A 19,286-nucleotide genomic window follows, 5' to 3' on the forward strand; every position below is an offset into this window, starting at 1 on the left:
CCCCGGAACAGGCCTGCCCGCCGCACCGTGACGGTGCGGCGGGCAGCTGGTCGGGGCGGTGCTCAGGCGGGGCGGTGCTCAGGCGCAGTTGGCGCCGTTCAGGGTGAACCGGGCCGGTGCCGGGTTGGCCCCGGAGTACGTCGCCTGGAAGCCGAAGCTCGCCCGCGCGCCGGGCGCCAGGGCGCCGTTCCAGCCGGCGTCCCGGGCGGTCACGGAGGCACCGGACTGGGTCGCCGTCGCGTTCCAGGCGGTGGAGATCCGCTGGTCACCCGGGAAGCTCCAGCCGAGCGTCCAGCCGGAGACGGTCGAGGTGCCGGTGTTCTGCACGGTCACGGTGGCGGTGAACCCGTTGCCCCACGCGTTGTCGACCTTGTACGCCACGGAGCAGGACGCCGCGGGCGCCGACCGCCGCTCGGCGGCGAACGCCGCCAGCCAGGCCAGTGAGGCGTTCCAGTTGATCGCGACCTCGTTGGTGGAGTACGAGCCGATGTCGTCGACGTAGCAGGCCGCCGGTGCGCAGCCCACCAGTTGGGCCTTTGCCACCGGGTCCTCCAGGGCGGCGTCCGGGCCGCCCGCGAAGGAGCCGGCGGGCGGGTGCGGCAGCGAGGCGTCGTTCTGGTGCGCCCAGAACCGGTGGTGCTGGTTCTCGGAGGCCCGCTCGCCGTAGCCCGTCACGTAGGAGCGGTCCAGGGCGTTGCGGCCCAGCAGGTAGTCCATCGTCTCCAGCGCGCCGGTCCGGTAGCGCGCGGCGCCGGTCAGCTCGTAGGCGACGGCCAGCACCATCGCGTTGTTGGCGACCGAGCTGTTGGAGCCCCACACATAGCCGTCGGCGGGGATCGGCACCGCGTAGCCCTGTCCGGCCATGGTGGACAGGTAGCCGTCGGCGGCCGAGGTCAGCAGGCCGCGCAGCCGGGTCACGTCGTCGGCGGGCAGGGCCACGCCGGGCGCGGTGGCCAGGGTGATCCGGCCGAGCGTCGCGGTGCCGCCCCACCAGAACGCGTCGACCGGCTTGCTGTGGTGCGGCGAGGAGGTGACCGCGTCCCGGTACTGCGACTCGCCGGTGGTGGCCAGGAGTTCGGCCGCCGCCCAGTAGAACTCGTCGGAGACGTCGGAGTCCTCGTACGCGCCGCCGCCGGTGTTGTCGGTCGCCGGGGCGAGGACGTTCGGGTTGGCCAGCGCCGCCGTCCAGGCCCGGCGGGCCGCGTCCAGGCAGCGGGCGGCGAAGGCGGCGTCGTACGGCGCGTACACCCGGGCGCACTGGGCCGCGGTGGCGGCCAGGTTGAGCGTGGCGGCCGTCGACGGCTGGTGCAACTCGCGCTGCTGGTCGTCGAGTTCGGGCCGGGTCGGCAGGCCGGTCCACTGCGCGTCGTGGATCTTGTGGAAGGCCATCCCGGCCTTCGGCCGGCCGTCCGGGACCTGCATCCGCAGCAGGAAGTCCAGTTCCCAGCGGGCCTCGTCCAGTACGTCCGGTACGCCGTTGCCGCGCTCGGGGACGCGCAGCGTGGAGTCGCCGAGGGCCGCGTCATTGCCCGAACGGTGCGCCCGCTCGAAGGAGTTGACCAGCTCCCAGGTCGCGATGCCGCCATTGACCACGTACTTGCCCTGGTCGCCGGCGTCGTACCAGCCACCGTGGACGTCCAGCCGGTAGTCGCACACTCCGGCCTGGCACGGCACGTCGGTGTCGCCCTTGTTCGGCGCCACCCCCAGGTGGCCGGCGGGGCGGGCGTACGCGCTGCCGGCCAGGGCCGCGTCGATGCCGATGCCGCTGCGCTGCTGGTAGAAGAACGACATGCTGTCGCCGCGCAGCCCGTCGTACAGCGCGGCCGAGATGTCGAACGGGTGGCTCACCGATCCGTCCACGACCAGGGTGAAACCGGTGCCGGTGCCGGTGTACGCGCCGAAGTCCACCAGGTGCGTGGACTGGCCGGACGCCCGGTCGGCGCCGTGCACGGTGGTGGTGCCGGAGGCGACCTGCGCGCCGGAGGCGCCGCGCAGCTGCCAGGCGAGCGGGGCGGTCGCCGAGCTGACCACGGTGGCCCGCTTGGGACCGTCCGGCAGGTAACCGAGCTGGTTCACGCGGACGGGGAAATCGGCGACCGCGGTGGCGGCGGTTGCGGTTGCGGCGGTTGCGGTGGCTGGGGCTGGGGCGAACGCGGCGGCGGTCAGCCCGCCGGCGGCCAGGGCCAGGCCGGTCAGCGCGGCGGCCGCGCGCCGGGGCAGCCCGCGGCCGGAGAGGACGGGAGGCATGGGTGGGAGCCTTCCTGCGGAGGGGGAGGGGACGCGAGGGTGGGAGCCCGGAAGCTGGGAGCGCTCCCATCGCCCATGAAGCCAGCCGGTCAGTCGGTGCGTCAAGAGGTGGTAAACGAGCGGGAGTTGACGCTGACGCTCGCAGAAGCGAGCCGATGTCCGACGGTTCGTCGGCATCGGGAGCGGATCGCGGCGCGGGGCGTCCGGTCGGTGTGGAGCAGGGGTCCGGGTCGGGCACCCGGGCCCCGGCGGCGCCGGTCAAGATTGGGTAACGGGCCGGAGTGGGTCTTGTCGACCCGAATGTGAGCGCTAACAATCTGGTCTCAGGTGAAACACCGTCACCACACCGCGTTCACGCGGACGAAACGGTGCGCCTTGCCCGAGTCGTGCCTCGCACCATCCGTTTCGCCCGGTCGTCCCGCCGTCTCGCCCGTTCGTCTTGCCCGTTCGCCTCGCCCAGTCGTCCCGCCCTCAGTCCAGTGAACGCCGGCCGGTGCTGCCGTCCGTGCGCGATCGACGATCCCGAGAGGAAGTCCCCCCATGTCCAAGAGAGTTGCGGCAGTCCTGGTCACCGGTGCGATGGTCGCCGTCCTCACCGCCTGTGGTTCCGGCGGCGGAGGCTCCGCCGACAAGGGCTCCGGCCACAAACTCGTCGTGGGCTTCTCGCAGGTCGGTGCGGAGAGTGGCTGGCGCACCGCCAACACCAAGTCGGTCCAGGAGTCGGCGAAGAAGGCCGGCATCGAGCTGAAGTTCTCCGACGCGCAGCAGAAGCAGGAGAACCAGATCAAGGCGATCCGCTCGTTCATCCAGCAGAAGGTCGACGTGATCGCCTTCTCGCCGGTGGTGGAATCGGGGTGGGACACCGTCCTGAAGGAGGCCAAGGACGCGCACATCCCGGTCATCCTGACCGACCGCGCGGTGGACTCCAAGGACGAGTCGCTCTACGTCTCCTTCCTCGGCTCCGACTTCGTCGAGGAGGGCAAGAAGGCCGGCGAGTGGCTGGTCAAGGAGTATGCGGCCAACAGCGGTGACGTGAACATCGTCCAGCTGGAGGGCACCACCGGTTCGGCGCCGGCCAACGACCGCAAGTCCGGCTTCGCGGACGCCACCAAGGGTGAGCCCAAGTTCAAGGTGGTCGCCTCGCAGACCGGCGACTTCACCCGCGCCAAGGGCAAGGAGGTCATGCAGGCCTTCCTGAAGTCCCAGTCGAAGATCGACGTGCTGTACGCGCACAACGACGACATGGCGCTCGGCGCGATCCAGGCGATCGAGGAGGCCGGCAAGAAGCCGGGCACCGACATCAAGATCGTCTCTGTGGACGGCGTCAAGGACGCCTTCACTGCGATGAGCCAGGGAAAGATCAACTACGACGTCGAGTGCAACCCGCTGCTCGGCGACCAGCTGATGGACCTGGTGAAGAAGGTCAAGGCGGGTGAGCAGGTGCCGCGGCGGATCAAGACCGAGGAGGGCACCTTCACCCCCGAGCAGGCCACCGCGGCCCTGCCGAACCGTCAGTACTGACCCACCCCGGCCGAGGGTGGACGCGTCCGGGACCGGACGCGTCCGGGACAGATGAGAGGAGAACCGGGGTGCAGCAACCGGTCCTGGAAGTCCGGGGAATCCGCAAGGAGTTCCCCGGGGTGGTGGCGCTGGACGGGGTCGACTTCCGGCTCTTCCCCGGCGAGGTGCACGCGCTGATCGGGGAGAACGGCGCCGGCAAGTCCACCCTGATCAAGGTGCTCACCGGCGTTCACCCGGCCGACGGCGGCGAGGTGGTGCTGGCCGGCAGTCAGGTCTGGATCGCCGGGCCGCTGCAGGCCCAGCAGGCCGGGATCAGCACGGTCTACCAGGAGGTGAACCTCTGCCCGAACCTGTCGGTCGCGGAGAACATCTTCATCGGGCGGGAGCCCCGCCGGTTCGGCCTGATCAACTGGGCCGCGATGCGCCGCCGGGCCGCCGAGCTGGTCCGCGAGCTGGACCTGGACATCGACGTCAGCGCGCCGCTGAACAGCTACTCCATCGCCGTCCAGCAGCTGGTGGCGATCGTCCGCGCGGTCGACGTCTCCGCCAAGGTGCTGATCCTGGACGAGCCGACCTCCAGCCTGGACCGCGACGAGGTGCGCCAACTCTTCGCCGTCATACGGCGCTTGCGCGACCAGGGCGTGGCGATCCTGTTCGTCTCGCACTTCCTCGACCAGATCTACGAGATCTGCGACCGGATGACGGTGCTGCGCAACGGCCGGCTGGAGGGCGAGTACCTGATCGGCGAGCTGAACCAGGTCCAACTGGTCTCCCGGATGATCGGCGCCGAACTCGCCGGACTCGACCAACTCGGCGGCGGCAAGCGGCGCGAGCGCACCGCACCGGCCGGCGGAACGGCGTTCCTGCAGGCCGACGGGCTGACCCGGCGGGGCGCCGTCGACCCGTACGACCTGGCCATCCGGTCGGGCGAAGTGATCGGACTGGCCGGGCTGCTGGGCTCCGGACGGACCGAGGCCGCCCGGCTGCTGTTCGGCGCCGACCAGAGCGACGGCGGCACGCTGCGGATCGAGGGCGCCGAGACCGTCCTGCGCAGCCCGCGCGACGCGATCGCCCACGGCATCGCGTTCTGCTCGGAGAACCGCAAGACCGAGGGCCTGGTCGGCGAACTGACCGTCCGGGAGAACATCGTCCTGGCGCTGCAGGCCGCCCGGGGCTGGCTCCGTCCGCTGTCGCGCACCGCGCAGGACGCGTACGCGCTGCGCTGGATCCGCGCCCTGGACATCCGCCCCGGCAACCCCGAGGCACTCGTGCGCAACCTCAGCGGCGGCAACCAGCAGAAGGTGCTGCTCGCCCGCTGGCTGATCACCGACTCCAAGCTGCTGATCCTGGACGAACCCACCCGCGGCATCGACATCGGGGCGAAGGCCGAGATCCAGAAGCTGGTGGCGAACCTCGCCGAGGACGGCATGGCGGTGCTGTTCATCTCCGCCGAACTGGAGGAAGTGCTGCGGCTCAGCCACCGGGTCGGCGTCCTGCGCGACCACCGGATGGTCGCCCAGCTCGACAACGACGGCGAGCTCACCCCGGAGCGCGTCATGGCCACCATTGCGAGCGGAGCGGACCAATGAGCACGGCGAGCAGTCAGGCACCGTCACCCGGCTCTCCACCTGCAACGGCGACGAGCCCGCTGAAGGCGGTGACCCGGTTCCGGCTGTTCTGGCCGGCCGTGGTGCTGGCCGTGCTGCTGGTCGCCAACCTCGGTTTCACCCCCGGCTTCTTCGCCGTCCACGTCCAGGGCGGTCACCTCTACGGCTCCCTGATCGACATCCTGCACTTCGGCGCCCCGCTGATCCTGGTCTCCCTGGGCATGACCCTGGTGATCGCCACCGGCGGCATCGACCTGTCGGTCGGCTCGACCGTCGCGATCTCCGGCGCCCTGGCCTGTCTGCAGATCAGCCGGTCCGCCGACCCGGGCAGCCTCGGCACCGTGTTGACCGCTGTCGGCATCGCCCTCGGCAGCGCCCTGGTGCTCGGCGTCGTCAACGGCGTGCTGGTGGCCAAGGTCGGCGTCCAGCCGATCATCGCCACCCTGATCCTGATGGTCGCCGGGCGCGGCGTGGCCCAGCTGATCACCGACGGCCAGATCATCACCGTCACCAGCGACCCGTACAAGCTGATCGGCGGCGGCTACTGGCTGACCATGCCGTTCGCGATCCTGCTCAGCGCCCTGGTGGTGCTGGCCGCCGTCCTGCTGACCCGCTTGACCGCGCTCGGCCTGCTGCTGGAGTCCGTCGGCGGCAACCCGGTGGCCAGCCGGCTGGTCGGCATCCGGGCGATGCGGCTGGTGGCCCTCGTCTACGTGTTCAGCGCACTGTGTGCGGCGCTGGCCGGCCTGATGGTGTCCTCCAACGTCTCGGCCGCCGACGGCAACAACGCCGGACTGTGGATCGAACTGGACGCCATCCTCGCGGTGGTGCTCGGCGGGACCTCGCTGAACGGCGGCCGGTTCTCGATCGGCGGCACCGTGCTGGGCGCGCTCATTATCCAGACCCTCTCCACCACCGTCTACACCATCGGCATCCCGCCGGAGACCACCCTGGTGTTCAAGGCGTTCGTGGTGATCGCGGTCTGTCTGATCCAGTCGCCCGCCTTCCGCGCCAAGCTCGCCGGCCGCGGCGCCCGGGCCCGGCGCACCGCCGCCGCCCGGCCGCACGCCGTGGCCCCCATCAACCGGGAGGTCGGCAAGTGAACGCCAACGCCCTGCTGACCCGCCTGCGCGGGCAGATCCCGCTGCTGGTCACCGCGGCCCTGCTGGTGTCGATGTTCAGCATCGGCTCGGTGCAGTACGACGGCTTCTTCTCCGGCCAGGTCGTCCTCAACCTGCTGATCGACAACGCCTTCCTCCTGGTCGTCGCGGTCGGCATGACCTTCGTCGTGCTGACCGGCGGCATCGACCTGTCGGTCGGCGCGGTGGTGGCGCTGTCCACCATGGTCTCCGCCTGGCTGGTCGAACGGCACGGCTGGCCGCCGCTGCTGGTGATCCCGCTGGTCCTGCTGATGGGCACCGCGGGCGGCTGGGTGATGGGCTGGGTCATCCACGTCTTCGAGATCCAGCCGTTCATCGTCACCCTGGCCGGCATGTTCCTGGCCCGCGGCCTGTGCTACACGATCAGCATCGACTCGATCTCCATCACCGACCCGCAGTACACCGCCATGGCGCAGACCCGGATCCCGCTCGGCAGCCTGTTCGTCTCACCGAGCGCGGTCATCGCGCTGCTGGTGGTCGCCGTCGGATTCGTGGTCCTCCACTACACCCGCCTCGGCCGCAACGTGTACGCGCTCGGCGGCAGCGAGCAGTCGGCACTGCTGATGGGCCTGCCGGTTCAGCGCACCAAGACCACCGTGTACGCGATCAGCGGCTTCTGCTCCGCGCTCGGCGGGGTGCTGCTCACCTTCTACATGCTGTCCGGCTACGGCTTGCACGCGGTGGGCCTCGAACTCGACGCGATCGCCGCGGTCGTCATCGGCGGCACCCTGCTGACCGGCGGCTCCGGCTACCTGCTGGGCACCCTGCTCGGCGTGCTGGTGCTCGGGCTGATCCAGACCGTGATCAGCTTCCAGGGCACCCTCAGCTCCTGGTGGACCCGGATCGTCATCGGCGCCCTGCTGTTCGTCTTCATCGTCCTGCAGCGCCTGATCACCGCCCGCCGGCGCTGACCGCCCCGGGCGCGGCCCCCAGCCGGTGTCCGGCGCCGGGTGGCCCCTGGCCGGGAAGGGGCCACCCGGCGGAGGCTCAGGCTGCGGGCCCGGCGGGTGCGTGCAGGAGCTCGGCCAGCACCTTGGGCAGCTCATCGGCGGAGTCGGCGGTCCGGGCGCGCCAGGCCACGTGTCCGTCCGGGCGGACCAGGACGCCGCCGTCGGCGTCGACCTCGCGCAGCCGCTCCCAGGCCCCGTACGGGTCGCGCAGGCCCTCGGCGGAGCCGATCGTGCGGACCGTCACCGGCACCCCGGTGAGCCGGGCGGCCTCGCGGGCGGCGTCGTGCCAGCGATCGCCGCCGCGGCCGGTGAGCAGGACGAAGCGGCCCCGGCCGACCACGTCCAAGGTGGAGCGGCGACGGCCGCCGTCCTCCAGCCAGGCGTGCGGCAGACGCGCGCCGGGCCAGGTGGTGGGCTGGTAGTACAGCTCCGGGTCCCGGTCACCGACCGGCTCGGGCGTGCCGTCGTCCACCCGGGCACCGCTGCGGTAGCGGTAGCCGATCTCGACGCCGTGCGCGTTGACCTGGTAGTTGATCCGGTCGGTCGCGGCGGCCAGCGCGGCGCGCCGGGCGGCGGCCTCCTCGGTGTCGTCGGCGAGGCCGCGCAGCAGGTCCCACTGCTCCGTGGCGGTCTGCCCGGCGGTGAAGCCCAGCGCCGCCGGGATGCCGAGGAAGTCCATCATGCTGCGGACCGCACGGTCGACGATCTGGCCGCCCACCGGCAGCCGCTCGGCCTGATAGGTGTCCAGCAGCGCGGGCGAGGCCGAGCCGTCCAGCACCAGCTTCAGCTTCCAGCAGAGGTTGAAGGAGTCCGCGACCGCCGAGTTCAGCCCGAGGCCGTTGGTCGGCGGCATCTGGTGCACCGCGTCGCCGACGCAGAACACCCGGCCGTTCGCGTAGCGGGGGGCGACGACCGCGTTGACCTCCCACGGCGAGACGTTCTTGATCCGGATGTCGACGGACGGGTCGCCGATGCTCTCCCGGATGTGCGCCAGGATCTCCTCGTGGTCGTCGCGGTCGAACTCCGCGCCGTGGTCGAGGAAGCGCAGGTAGACCCATTCGTTCCAGGGGCGGATGCTGACGAACACCCGGCCGTCCTCGGGCGGGTTGCCGGGCACGGCGCCCATGTACAGGATGGCCGGGCGGTCGGCGCAGTACTGCGAGAGGTCCGCCTCGAACCAGACCGAGGCGACCTTGGCCAGCCCGGTGGCACCCTCCACGGTGAGTCCGGCCTGCTCCATCACCCGGCTCCGCGCACCGTCGGCGCCGATCACGTAGTCGGCGCGCACGGTGTACTCCAGGCCGGACTGCCGGTCGGCGACCACGGCCGTGACGCCGTCCTCGTCCTGCTCCAGGCGCAGGAACTCCTGCCCGAGGCGGAGTTCGCCGACCCCGGCCTGCCGGACCTGCTCGACCAGCAGCGGCTCCAGCAGGTGCTGCGCGAGGTTGCACATCGTGCTCGGGCTGGCCGCCAGGTAGTCGCCGATGCGGTCCGGGCCGTTGCCGTAGGCGTCCAGCCGGCTCACCTCGGGGCCGGCGAAGGTCGACATGAAGACGTGGTTGGCCAGCATCGGGCTCGGGGTCGCCTCGGCCGTCACCTGCGGTTCGACACCGAGGTCGCGCAGGATCTCGCCGGTGCGCTGGTTCAGCAGGTGAGCACGGGGGGTGTGGGCCGTGCCCGGGTACTTGCCGATCACCAGGTGGGCGACGCCGTGGCGCGAGAGCGCCAACGAGGCGGTCAGGCCGGCCGGACCGGCGCCGACGATCAGTACCGGGACGCGGACGTCGGGGGTGGTGGTCGTGGTCACTTCGCAGCCTTCCGTGCGTAGCCGGCGTAGATCACCGACGTGTCCTTGTGAACGGAGAGCTGGAACTGCCGCCCCAGCTCGCCGTACGTGATCTCGCCCCGGGCCCTGCGGCGCATCGCCTTCAGCAGCTCCAACTGCGGCCGGGTGGAGGCGAATCCGACGAGATCCTGATTGGCCAGGCCGTGCTTGCGGAAGACCGCGTGGAGCTCGGCCGGCTTGATGAAGCTCTTCCAGTCGTGCAGGTCCTTGGGCGCGAAACTGACGGACTTCCAGTCCTGCGCCATCTTGATCATCGCCAGCTTGGACCGGAAAGTCCGGTTGATGGTGTCGTAGAGGTAGTGGCCGCCCGGCTTGAGCACCCGCACGGCCTCGCCGACCGCCTGGTCCACGGAGGTCACGTGCTCCAGGGTGTCGCAGCAGTACACCAGATCGAACGTCCCGTCAGGGAAGGGGAGTTGCTCGGCGAAGCCCTGCTGGTAGGTGATCTCCAGCCCGGACTGCCGGGCGTGCTCGCCCGCAGCCTCCAGGGACGGGCCGGACGGGTCCACTCCGGTGACCAGGCACCCGGCGCCGGCGAAGAGCTCGGCCAGCAGACCGCCGCCGCACCCCACGTCGAGCACCCTGAGGCCCGTGAGGTCCAGCCGCAGCCGATCGGTGAGGACACCACGGAAGTAGTCGAACCGGGCCGGGGTGAAGGCCTCCAGCGTGGCGAACGGCTGGTCGTCCTGCCACCAGGAATGGGTGTTGTAGACATCGTTGTCGACGGGCATGATGCGACTCCTCAGGAGAGTTTGACGGTCGGACGGTAGAGGTCGAGCCAGACGGCCAGGTCGAGGACCCGTTCGAAGGCCTCGCGCTCGTCCCGGTCGACGGCCTCGGGCCGAGCACCCGCGGCCGCCGTCAGCGCGGCGCGGTCGAAGAACGCGACCGCCTGGTGGTCGCCCGACAGCAGGTCGCCGACCTGCCGCTGCAACTGCCCCACGTAGGCGAGTTGCTGGGTGTGCGGGTAGAGGGCCTTCACCCGCTCCACCACGGACCCGGGAAGGACGTCCCGCACCGCGGCGCGCAGCAGGCTCTTCTCCCGGCCGTCGAAGGTCTTCATCGCCCAAGGGGTGTTGTAGACGTACTCCACCAGGCGGTGGTCGCAGAACGGTACGCGCACCTCAAGACCGACCGCCATGCTCATCCGGTCCTTGCGGTCCAGGAGCATGCCCAGCAGGCTGGTCAGGTGCACGTGGCAGAACTCGCGCATCCGCCGCTCGTGCGCGTCCTCGCCGTCCACCACCGGGATGCCGGCGACCGACTCGTTCCAGCGCTGCGCCCAGTAGCCGGGGACGTCGAGGGTCCGCAGCAACAGCTCGGCATCGATCAGCTTGGTGGGGTGCTTCCTCGGGCCGAGGCCGGAGGCGGTCACCCACGGGAACATCGCGGTCTGCTGGACCTCCGGCAGGTGGAACCACGGGTAGCCGCCGAAGATCTCGTCGGCCGACTCCCCCGAGAGGGCGACCGTCGAGTGCCGACGGATCGCCTTGAACAGCAGGTACAGCGAGTTGTCCGCCTCGCCGAAGCCGAACGGCAGGTCGCGGGCGGTGACGGTGGCCCGGCGCACCTCGGGATCGGCCAGTTCGAGGTGGTCGAGCCGGATGTCGTGGTGCTGCGCGCCGACGTGCTCGACCACCGCGCGGGCGAACGGCGCGTCCGGCGAGCCGCGCAGCTCGTCGGGGCGGAACGCGTCCGGCTGCTCGAAGTCGACGGTGAAGGTCCGCACCCGCTCGCCCCCGGCCGCCAGGCGGCGGCCGGCCAGGGCGGTGAGGGCGCTGGAGTCGAGGCCGCCGGAGAGCAGCACGCACTGCGGCACGTCGGCGACCAGCTGCCGGGCCACGCTGTCCTCCAGCAGTTCCCTGACCTGCCGGACGGTGGCCGCGGTGTCGTCACGGTGCTCGGCGACCTCCAACTGCCAGTACACGTGCTCGCGCAGGCCCGAGCGGTCGACGGTCACCATGGAGCCCGGCTTGACCTCGTGCATGCCCGCCCAGACCGCGCGGCCGGGGGCCTTGACGAAGCCGAACAGTTCACGGAAGCCGTCGGTGTCCACCACCGGGTCCACCGCCGGGTGGGCGAGCAGGGCCTTCGCCTCCGAACCGAACAGCACGCCGTCGGCGGTCGGGAAGTAGTAGAGCGGCTTGATGCCCAGCCGGTCGCGCAGCAGCACCAGCTTCTCCACGCGGCCGTCCCAGATGCCCAGCGCGTACATGCCGTTGAGCCGGTCGGCGATTCCCTGCCCCCACTCCAGGTATCCGCGCAGCACCACCTCGGTGTCACTGGAGGTGCGGAACTCGTGCCCCCGGCGGCGGAGTTCGTCCCGGAGTTCGGTGAAGTTGTACGCCTCACCGCTGTACGTCATGGCGACCGGGCCGTCCGGTGTCTCGACCACCATCGGCTGCACGCCGCCCGTCAGGTCGATGACGGCGAGCCGGCGGTGGCCCAGCGCGGCGTGCGGGGACAGCCAGGTGCCGCCGGCGTCCGGACCGCGGCAGGTCATGGTGTCGGTCATGGCGGTCAGGGTGGAGAGTTCACGTTCGAGGTCGTGCTGGAAGGAGATCCAGCCGGCGATCCCGCACATTCGGTTCCTCTTTCGTTCGGGGGCGGGGGTGGGGCCGGGTGCTCAGCGGTGCGCGGCGCCGTGCCGGGAGGCCATGTAGGCGGGCAGGCCGTCGATGTGCGAGCGGCCGGTGGGGGCGAAGAAGAAGCGGTCCAGCGCGCCCTGGAGGAACGACCACGGGCGGTTCAGCTCGGCCGCCCAGCGCCAGCCGAAGCGGGCGCCGTTCCCGGTCGGTTCGACCACGTAGTCCTCGACCAGGTGACGGAAGATCGGGCGGGTCGCCTCGGTCGCGGTGAAGGTCTTGCGGGTGCCCTCCTCCCAGCGGAAGAAGCGCTCGCGGAGGGTGAAGTCACCGTCCATCTCGATCTCGCGGGTGGTGCCGACACCGAACGGCCGGGGCGAGGTCCAGGTGAGCCGCCGCATCCCCTTCGTCCAGCTGGACACGCCGTCGCCGGTCAGGGCCGCCCAGGTCTCCTCCGCGGAGAACGGCACTTCCACCGTACGGGCGTGGTAGAGCGGGGCCGTGGCGAAGAGCGAGTCGTCGGCCTCCTCGATCGGGTACCAGCGGGTGGCCATGGCGTCGGTTCCTTCCGGGAACGGGTCAACGGGTCGGGGAGGGTCAACGGGTCGGGGGAGGACGGGGAGGACGGGGCCGGAGCTCACGCCTCAGGCCTTGCGGGCCCGGAACAGGCCGACGGAGCCGCGCACGACGAGGTCGAAGTCGTCGAAGTTCTGCTTCAGTTGGTCGCGCAGGTCCTCCAGGTCGTCCTGGTCGTTGTGGAAGACGCCCTTCGCGTTGAGGTTGTCCATCAGCCAGCGGCCGGCACCGGTGACCGGGACTCCCGACGACAGCACGGTGCTGCCGAAGACCGTGCCGCCGGGCTTCACGGCCGCGGCCGCGTGCCGGATGGCCACGCCCTTCTCGCGCAGGCTGCCGGGGATGCAGTGCAACAGGAAGCTCAGGGCGGCCGAATCCTGGCTCTCGGCGGGCACCGGCAGCGGCTCCAGGGCGTTGGCGACCACCTTGGTGGTCCTGAAGTGTGCGAGCCGCTCGGCGGTGAAGTCGAGCGTGCTGGGGTTGAGGTCGGCCAGCGTGATGTGCGGGTTCGACACCGGGAACCGGGCGTGCGCCAGCAGGTACCCGGTGCCGACGCCGATCTCCAGGTGCTTCGCACCGAGGCAGTCGTCGTACATCCGCTGGAAGTTCCGCGGCGAGCACCGCCAGAACAGCGGCGCGCTGCCGCGGAAGACGATCAGGTCGTAGAAGGTCAGCGCGCGGCGGTGGTAGGGGGCCTGGCCGTCGTGGACCGCCTGGTCCAGGGAGGCGGGCCGGTTGCCGTTGTCAGTGTTCATCGGGGACCTCCGTGGATACCCCCGGCTTAGCCGGGGGAGGAAACGGGCTGCTTGCGGAGCGGGTCAGGTGGTGGGGTTTCGCCGTCAGGGCGAACCGCCGTGCGGGTGGCCGCCTCTGGTTGTCGGTGCCTGCCGGTAGGTTGATTCCGTGCATCTCAGGTACTCCTTTCGTATCTATCCGACGGTGGGTCAGCGCGCTTCGCTGGCCCGGACGTTCGGGTGTGCGCGGGTGGTGTACAACGATGCGCTCGCCCTGCGGAAGGCCGCGTGGAAGACGGACCGGTCGAGGATCCCGACCGGTGCCCTGGCCAAGGCGGTGGTCACCGACGCGAAGAGGACGGAGGCCCGGTCGTGGCTGGGGTCGGTGTCGGTGGACGCGTTGCAGTCGTCCCTGCGCGATCTGGACACCGCGTACCGCAACTACTTCGACTCGAAGTCCGGCAAGCGGGCCGGTCGCCCGGTGGGTCTGCCGGTGTTCAAGTCGAAGCGTGATGCCCGGCAGTCGTTGCGGTTCTCCCGCAACGGGTTCCGCATCCGGGGCAACGGGAAGCTGAACCTGGCGAAGATCGGCGACGTGCGGGTGAAGTGGTCGCGCTCGCTTCCGGCCGATCCGTCGTCGGTGACGGTCGTGCTGGATGCGGCCGGGCGGTACCACGCCAGCTTCGTCGTGGACGTCGAACCCGAGCACCTGCCCGAGGTCGATGCCGAGGTCGGCATCGACCTCGGCCTGACCACCTACGCCGTCATGTCCGACGGCAGCGTGATCGACAACCCGCGCTTCCTCCGCAAGGCGGAGAAGCGACTCAAGGCCGCGCAGCGGGAACTCTCGCGCAAGGCCAAGGGCAGCAAGAACCGGGCCAAGGCCCGCCGCAAGGTCGCCAAGGCCCACGCCAAGGTGGCCGACACCCGCATGGACTGGCTGCACAAACAGACCACCAGGATCATTCGCGAAACCCAAGCGGTGTACCTGGAGGACCTGAACGTGCGCGGCCTCGCCCGAGGCCGACTCGCCAAGTCCGTCCACGACGCCGGATGGGCCACCTTCCGGCGCCTCCTCGAAGAGAAAGCCGCCCGGTACGGACGCCACGTCGGCATCGTGCCCCGCGCGTTCCCGTCCTCCCAGCTCTGCTCGGCGTGCGAACACCGCGACGGACCCAAACCCCTGCGCGTCCGGGAGTGGGCCTGTGGTGCGTGTGGTGTGCTGCATGACCGTGACCTCAATGCTGCTCGGAACATCCTGGCCGCCGGGCAGGCGGACAGGCTAAACGCCTGCGGAGGACCGGTGAGACCCGGCGTGGCGATCCCACGCCGGGCACGGCCCGTTGAAACAGGAACCCACCGGAACGCCGGCGGCACCGGGCGCAAGCCCCGTGCCGCAGGCGCGGCCGGAATCCCCGTGCTTTAGCGCGGGGAGGATGTCAAGTTCTGCTCACCCTCGTCGGGTTCGTCGGGAATCGGACATCGTGGTGGTCGGGACGGTCAGGCGGCCGGCTCGGCGAGCCGGTCGAGGACGGCGCGCACGGTGGTGGGGCTGTGCTCGCCGGTCATCGTGAAGTGGTCGCCCGGAACCTCGGCCCCGGTGTGCGGAGTCGGCCAGGAGGCCTGCCAGTCGGCGGCGGGGAAACCGGGCAGCGGCCGGGCGGCGCGCAGGTGGAGCGTGGGCGTGGCCAGGGGCTGGGGCTGCCAGGCCTCGAAGAGCCGGGCGTAGCCGCCCATCGCGGTGAGGCAGACGTCGTCCAGCAGGTTGCCGGAGGGAATCCGACCGTCCGTCAGTTGGGCGGCGATCTCTGCCTGGATGCGGGGAAGTATGGCACTGCCCGGCCGGTAGCTGTCCAGCAGGACGACCGACACCGGGAGGGCACCGAGTTCCTCCAGGCGCGCCGCCACGGCGTGCGCGACCCAGCCGCCGGCGGAGTGGCCCAGGAGCGCGAACGGCTGCCCGGCGGCGAGCCGTTCGACGTCCTCGGCGTGCAGGCGCACCAACGCGTCGAGATCGGACGGGAGTTGCTCGCCCGCGGCGAAGCCGGGGGCCGGCAGCGCCCACAGCTCGTGCCGCCCGCCCACGGCGGCGGCGAGCCGCGCGTACTGGTGCGCACCGGACCTGCTCGCGAACGAAGGGAAGCAGAAGAAGCGGGGGGCGGCCGGGCCCTGGGTGAGGCGAACGGGAGCCGGTCGGCCGGACGGGGCGGGCGGGCTGTCGAAGGTGTCGCGGAACCGCGCGGCGGCGGCGAGGAGTTCAGTGAACTCCGCGAACCGGCCCAGTTCCGCCGCACGTGGCGCGAGCGAGGCCAGCAGGCCGCCGGACGGACCGGTCGGCGGCGTCGGGACGGCGTCCAACCGGGCCAGGAGGTGGGCGGCGAGGGCGTCGAGCGTGGCATGCTCGAACACCGCCGTGGCGGGCAGGTCCAGTCCGGTGGCAGCCTGGAGGGTGGCGCTCAGCTCGGTCGCGGCGAGGGAGTCGAGCCCCAGCTCGGGCAGGCTGAGACCGGTCTCCACGTCCTCGGTCGAGGCGTGACCGAGCGCGGTGGCCACTTCTGCGGCCACCAACTCGCGGAGGAACGGGCCGCGTTCGGCCGGGCTGAGGGCGGACAGCCGTACCTGCGGCCGCTCGGAGGTCTCCGCTTCGGGCGTCCGGGTGTCGCCCGGCGCGGCGGTGGGCGCCTCAGCGGTGGGCACCTCGGCGGTGCGCTCAGCTGGCCGGGCCGCCGGTGTGACGCCCTCCGGCCAGAACCGGCGGCGCTGGAACGCATAGGTGGGCAGGGCGACCCGGCCTTCGCCGGAGTCGGCGAGGACGGCAGCCCAGTCCACCGGCACGCCACGGACGTGGGCACCGGCGAGCGCGGTCAGCGCGCTGTCCGCCTCCGGCCGGCCGCGCCGCAGGAGCGGTACCGCCGCCGGAGCCGGGCTCCGGTCGGCCAGCGCGTCCCGCACCAGGGCGGACAGCACGCCGCCGGGGCCGAGTTCGAGGAAGGTGGTCACGCCGTCCGCCGCCATCCGGAGCAAGCCGTCGTGGAAGCGCACCGCCTCCCGGATGTGCCGGACCCAGTACTCCGGTGTGCACACCTGCTCGGCCGAGGCCGGCCCGCCGGTCAGGTTCGACAGCAGCCGGATCCGCGGCGGCCGGTACGCGAGCCCGCTCGCCACCTCGTGGAAGCGGTCCAGCACACCGTCCATCAACGGCGAGTGGAAGGCCCGGGTGACCCGGAGGCGCTTGGTCCGGCAACCACGTGCGGTGAGTACGGCCGCGACCTCCTCGACCGCCTCGGCCAGGCCGGAGAGCACGGTGGCGCGCGGCCCGTTGACGGCGGCGATGCCGACCTGGTCCTCCCGGCCCGCCAGCAGCGGTACCACCTCGTCCTCGGACGCCTCGACGGCCACCATCGCGCCGCCGCCCGGCGAGTCCTGCATCAGCCTGCCGCGCGCGGCGACCAGGCGGCAGGCGTCGTCCTGCGTCAGCACGCCGGCCGCGCAGGCCGCCGTGAGTTCGCCGACGGAGTGGCCGCCGACGTAGTCGGGCGTCACGCCCCAGGACCGCAGGAGGCGGAATGTCGCCAGGCCGACGGCGAAGAGCCCGGCCTGGGTGAACACGGTCTCGTCGAGCAGGGCGGCCGCGGGGGTGCCCTCCGGGGCGAACAGGACGTCGCGCAGCGCCGGGCGCCCGGGCTCGGCCAGGTGCTGGTCCAGTTGCTCGCACACCTCGTCCAGCGCCTGCGCGAAGGCCGGATGGGCCCGGTGGAGGCCCTCGCCCATGCCGGGCCGCTGGCTGCCCTGGCCCGGGAAGAGGAAGCCGACCCGGCCGGGGGTCACGGTGCCCCGGAGCACTCCGGGTGCGGTGCCGCCGGTGGCCAGCGCGTCCAGTCCGGCCCGCAGTTCGCGCAGGTCGCGGCCGAGCACGACCGCCCGGTGCGGCAGGGCGGCCCGGGACAGCGCCAGCGAGCGCCCGACGGCGGCGGGGGTGGCGGAGGGGAGCTCGGCGAGGTGGTCCCGCAGGCGCTCCGCCTGGCCGCGCAGGGCGGCCGCGCCGCGGGCCGAGACCGGCCAGGCGACGAGCGGCGGGGGCGGGGGAGGCGTCGGTTCGGCCGGTGCCCCGGGCTCCGGCAGGGCGTGCGGCGCGTCGTCCCCGGACGCGTCGTCCCTGGACGCGTCGGGCAGGGGCGGCTGTTCGGGCGCCGTCGGGGCCTGTTCGAGGATCACGTGGGCGTTGGTGCCGCTGATGCCGAAGGCGGACACGCCCGCGCGCCGGGGACGGTCCCCCTCCGGCCAGGCCACCGGCTCGGTGAGCAGGGCGACCGCGCCGGAGGACCAGTCGACGTGCGGGGTGGGGGCGTCGGTGTGCAGGGTGGGCGGTAGGAGGCCGTGCTCCATGGCCTTCACCATCTTGATCACGCCCGCCATCCCGGCGGCCGCCGCGGTGTGCCCGATGTTCGACTTCACCGAGCCCAGCCACAGCGGCCGTTCCGCCGACCGGTCGCGCCCGTACGTCGCGAGCAGGGCCTCGGCCTCGATCGGGTCCCCGAGCGGCGTGCCCGTCCCGTGCGCCTCGACCGCGTCCACTGCGCCCGGCGCCAGCCCGGCACTTGCCAGGGCCTGCCGGATGACCCGCTGCTGGGAGGGACCGTTGGGCGCGGACAGGCCGTTGCTCGCGCCGTCCTGGTTGGTCGCCGAGCCCCGGATCACGGCCAGGACCGGATGCCCGTTGCGGCGGGCGTCGGACAGCCGTTCCAGCAGCAGCACACCCGCACCCTCGCCCCAGGCGGTGCCGTCGGCCGCGGCGGCGAACGGTTTGCACCGGCCGTCGGGGGCCAGTCCGCGCTGTCGGCTGAAGCCGATGAACGCCTGCGGCGTGGACAGCACGGTGACGGCCCCCGCGAGCGCGAGCGTGCTCTCGCCGGCGCGCAGCGACCGGCAGGCCAGGTGCAGGGCGACCAGGGACGAGGAGCACGCGGTGTCCACCGTCAGGGCCGGCCCCTCCAGCCCGTAGGTGTAAGCGAGCCGACCGGAGATGACGCTGGCCGCGTTGCCGGTCAGCAGATAGCCCTCCAGGCCGTCCGGGCGTTCCTGGGCCAGCAGGTGGTAGTCCTGGCCACTGCTGCCGGCGAAGACGCCGGTCCGGCTGCCGCGCAGCGACTCCGGGTCGATGCCGGCGCGTTCGAAGGCCTCCCAGGAGGTCTCCAGCAGCAGCCGCTGTTGCGGGTCCATGGCGAGGGCCTCGCGCGGGCCGATGCCGAAGAAGGCGGCGTCGAAGCGGTCGGCGTCATGGAGGAAGCCGCCCTCGCGGGCGTAGGTGCGGCCGGGGCGCTCGGGGTCGGGGTCGTAGAGGTTGTCGAGGTCCCAGCCCCGGTTCTCGGGGAACGGCGTGATCGCGTCGCGGCCGTCCGCGACCAGCCGCCACAGGTCCTCGGGGCTGCGCACCTCGCCCGGGTATCGGCAGGCCATGGAGACGATGGCGATGGGTTCGTCGTCGTCAGCGGTCGCCGCGGGGACGGGCGGTGCGTCGTCGACCGAGGGTTCGGTGCCGGCGAGCTGGGCGAGCAGGTGGCGGCCCAGGGCTTCGAGTGTCGGGTGGTCGAAGGCGACGCCGGCCGGGAGCCGGAGACCGGTGGCGGTGATCAGCCGGTTGCGCAGCTCGACCGCGGTGAGCGAGACGAATCCCAGCTCGTGGAAGGAGCGTCCCGGCGGGAGCGGATCGGTGAGGCCGAGGACGGCGGTCGCGTGGGACTCCACCAGATCGAGCAACAGGCGCTCGCGGTCGGGTTCGGCCAGTTCGGCCAGGCGTCGGCGCAGCTGTGCCCCGGCCGAATCCGCAGTGCGTTCGTCAGGTTCGGCAGTCGGCGTGCCCGTCCCGACGGTGTCCACCCAGTAACGGCGGTGCTGGAAGGGGTAGGTGGGGAGGTCGGGGTGGGTACCGGGGGTGAGGAACGGGGTCCAGTCGACGGGGGCGCCGTGGACGTAGGTTTCGGCGGCCGAGGTGAGGAGGCGGGTCCAGGTTCCTTCGTTGCGGCGGAGGGTGCCGGTGATGAGGGTGGGGGTGTCGTGGGT

Annotated in this window: 12 protein-coding genes; 5 read left to right on the forward strand and 7 right to left on the reverse strand. The window is 72.0% G+C overall.

Annotated features, from left to right (window positions below):
- Positions 1-78: 78 nt before the first annotated feature.
- The gene (locus OP86_RS01640; RefSeq protein WP_030057369.1) at positions 79-2,247 is read right to left on the reverse strand and encodes a glycoside hydrolase family 9 protein; all 2,169 of its coding nucleotides are present in this window, start codon (positions 2,245-2,247) and stop codon (positions 79-81) included.
- Between the two features lie 540 nt (positions 2,248-2,787).
- Here OP86_RS01640 and OP86_RS01645 point away from each other — a divergent pair.
- From OP86_RS01645 to yjfF, 4 genes are all read left to right on the forward strand, one after another.
- Positions 2,788-3,768 carry an ABC transporter substrate-binding protein gene (locus OP86_RS01645; protein ID WP_030057370.1) on the forward strand — a complete coding sequence of 327 codons (981 nt, stop codon included), beginning with the start codon at positions 2,788-2,790 and terminating at the stop codon, positions 3,766-3,768.
- A 68-nt stretch (positions 3,769-3,836) separates the two neighbouring features.
- Positions 3,837-5,357: a sugar ABC transporter ATP-binding protein gene (locus tag OP86_RS01650; protein WP_030057371.1), complete on the forward strand. Its 1,521-nt coding sequence runs from the start codon at positions 3,837-3,839 to the stop codon at positions 5,355-5,357.
- The gene (locus OP86_RS01655) at positions 5,354-6,478 is read left to right on the forward strand and encodes an ABC transporter permease (protein ID WP_425337748.1); all 1,125 of its coding nucleotides are present in this window, start codon (positions 5,354-5,356) and stop codon (positions 6,476-6,478) included. Before OP86_RS01650 ends, OP86_RS01655 begins: the two co-directional genes overlap by 4 nt.
- Positions 6,475-7,446, forward strand: a complete 972-nt coding sequence (gene yjfF / locus OP86_RS01660) for a galactofuranose ABC transporter, permease protein YjfF (protein ID WP_209440328.1) — start codon at positions 6,475-6,477, stop codon at positions 7,444-7,446. The genes OP86_RS01655 and yjfF overlap by 4 nt, the downstream gene beginning before the upstream one ends.
- A gap of 76 nt (positions 7,447-7,522) precedes the next feature.
- Here yjfF and OP86_RS01665 read toward each other — a convergent pair whose 3' ends face one another.
- The 5 genes from OP86_RS01665 to OP86_RS01685 form a co-directional block, all read right to left on the reverse strand.
- Positions 7,523-9,292 (reverse strand): FAD-dependent monooxygenase, encoded by a 1,770-nt coding sequence (locus tag OP86_RS01665; protein ID WP_030057373.1) that lies wholly within the window; start codon positions 9,290-9,292, stop codon positions 7,523-7,525.
- A complete protein-coding gene (gene ubiG, locus OP86_RS01670; RefSeq protein ID WP_030057374.1) occupies positions 9,289-10,062 on the reverse strand; it encodes a bifunctional 2-polyprenyl-6-hydroxyphenol methylase/3-demethylubiquinol 3-O-methyltransferase UbiG in 774 nt (257 codons plus the stop codon). The genes OP86_RS01665 and ubiG overlap by 4 nt, the downstream gene beginning before the upstream one ends.
- Before the next feature lie 11 nt (positions 10,063-10,073).
- On the reverse strand, positions 10,074-11,915 hold the full coding sequence (gene asnB, locus OP86_RS01675; RefSeq protein ID WP_033330612.1) for an asparagine synthase (glutamine-hydrolyzing): 1,842 nt from the start codon (positions 11,913-11,915) through the stop codon (positions 10,074-10,076).
- Between the two features lie 42 nt (positions 11,916-11,957).
- A complete protein-coding gene (locus OP86_RS01680; protein WP_051829542.1) occupies positions 11,958-12,470 on the reverse strand; it encodes an SRPBCC family protein in 513 nt (170 codons plus the stop codon).
- A gap of 90 nt (positions 12,471-12,560) precedes the next feature.
- Complete coding sequence (locus OP86_RS01685; protein WP_030057377.1) at positions 12,561-13,247, reverse strand: class I SAM-dependent methyltransferase; 687 nt, start codon at positions 13,245-13,247, stop codon at positions 12,561-12,563.
- Between the two features lie 148 nt (positions 13,248-13,395).
- Here OP86_RS01685 and OP86_RS01690 point away from each other — a divergent pair, with 148 nt between their 5' ends.
- A complete protein-coding gene (locus tag OP86_RS01690) occupies positions 13,396-14,652 on the forward strand; it encodes an RNA-guided endonuclease InsQ/TnpB family protein (protein ID WP_033330613.1) in 1,257 nt (418 codons plus the stop codon).
- Between the two features lie 74 nt (positions 14,653-14,726).
- Here OP86_RS01690 and OP86_RS01695 read toward each other — a convergent pair.
- Positions 14,727-19,286 (reverse strand): type I polyketide synthase (locus OP86_RS01695; RefSeq protein WP_157849641.1); only part of this gene is annotated, 4,560 nt, incomplete at its 5' end.

This window comes from Streptomyces novaecaesareae, from assembly GCF_000716875.1.
Taxonomy (GTDB): Bacteria; Actinomycetota; Actinomycetes; order Streptomycetales; family Streptomycetaceae; genus Kitasatospora; species Kitasatospora novaecaesareae.

Excerpts from the sequence above, each read along its gene's own strand:
- OP86_RS01640 (WP_030057369.1), bottom strand. The coding sequence starts at position 2,247 with ATGCCTCCCGTCCTCTCCGGCCGCGGGCTGCCCCGGCGCGCGGCCGCC.
- OP86_RS01645 (WP_030057370.1), top strand. The coding sequence starts at position 2,788 with ATGTCCAAGAGAGTTGCGGCAGTCCTGGTCACCGGTGCGATGGTCGCC.
- OP86_RS01655 (WP_425337748.1), top strand. The coding sequence starts at position 5,354 with ATGAGCACGGCGAGCAGTCAGGCACCGTCACCCGGCTCTCCACCTGCA.
- ubiG (WP_030057374.1), bottom strand. The coding sequence starts at position 10,062 with ATGCCCGTCGACAACGATGTCTACAACACCCATTCCTGGTGGCAGGAC.
- asnB (WP_033330612.1), bottom strand. The coding sequence starts at position 11,915 with ATGTGCGGGATCGCCGGCTGGATCTCCTTCCAGCACGACCTCGAACGT.
- OP86_RS01680 (WP_051829542.1), bottom strand. The coding sequence starts at position 12,470 with ATGGCCACCCGCTGGTACCCGATCGAGGAGGCCGACGACTCGCTCTTC.
- OP86_RS01685 (WP_030057377.1), bottom strand. The coding sequence starts at position 13,247 with ATGAACACTGACAACGGCAACCGGCCCGCCTCCCTGGACCAGGCGGTC.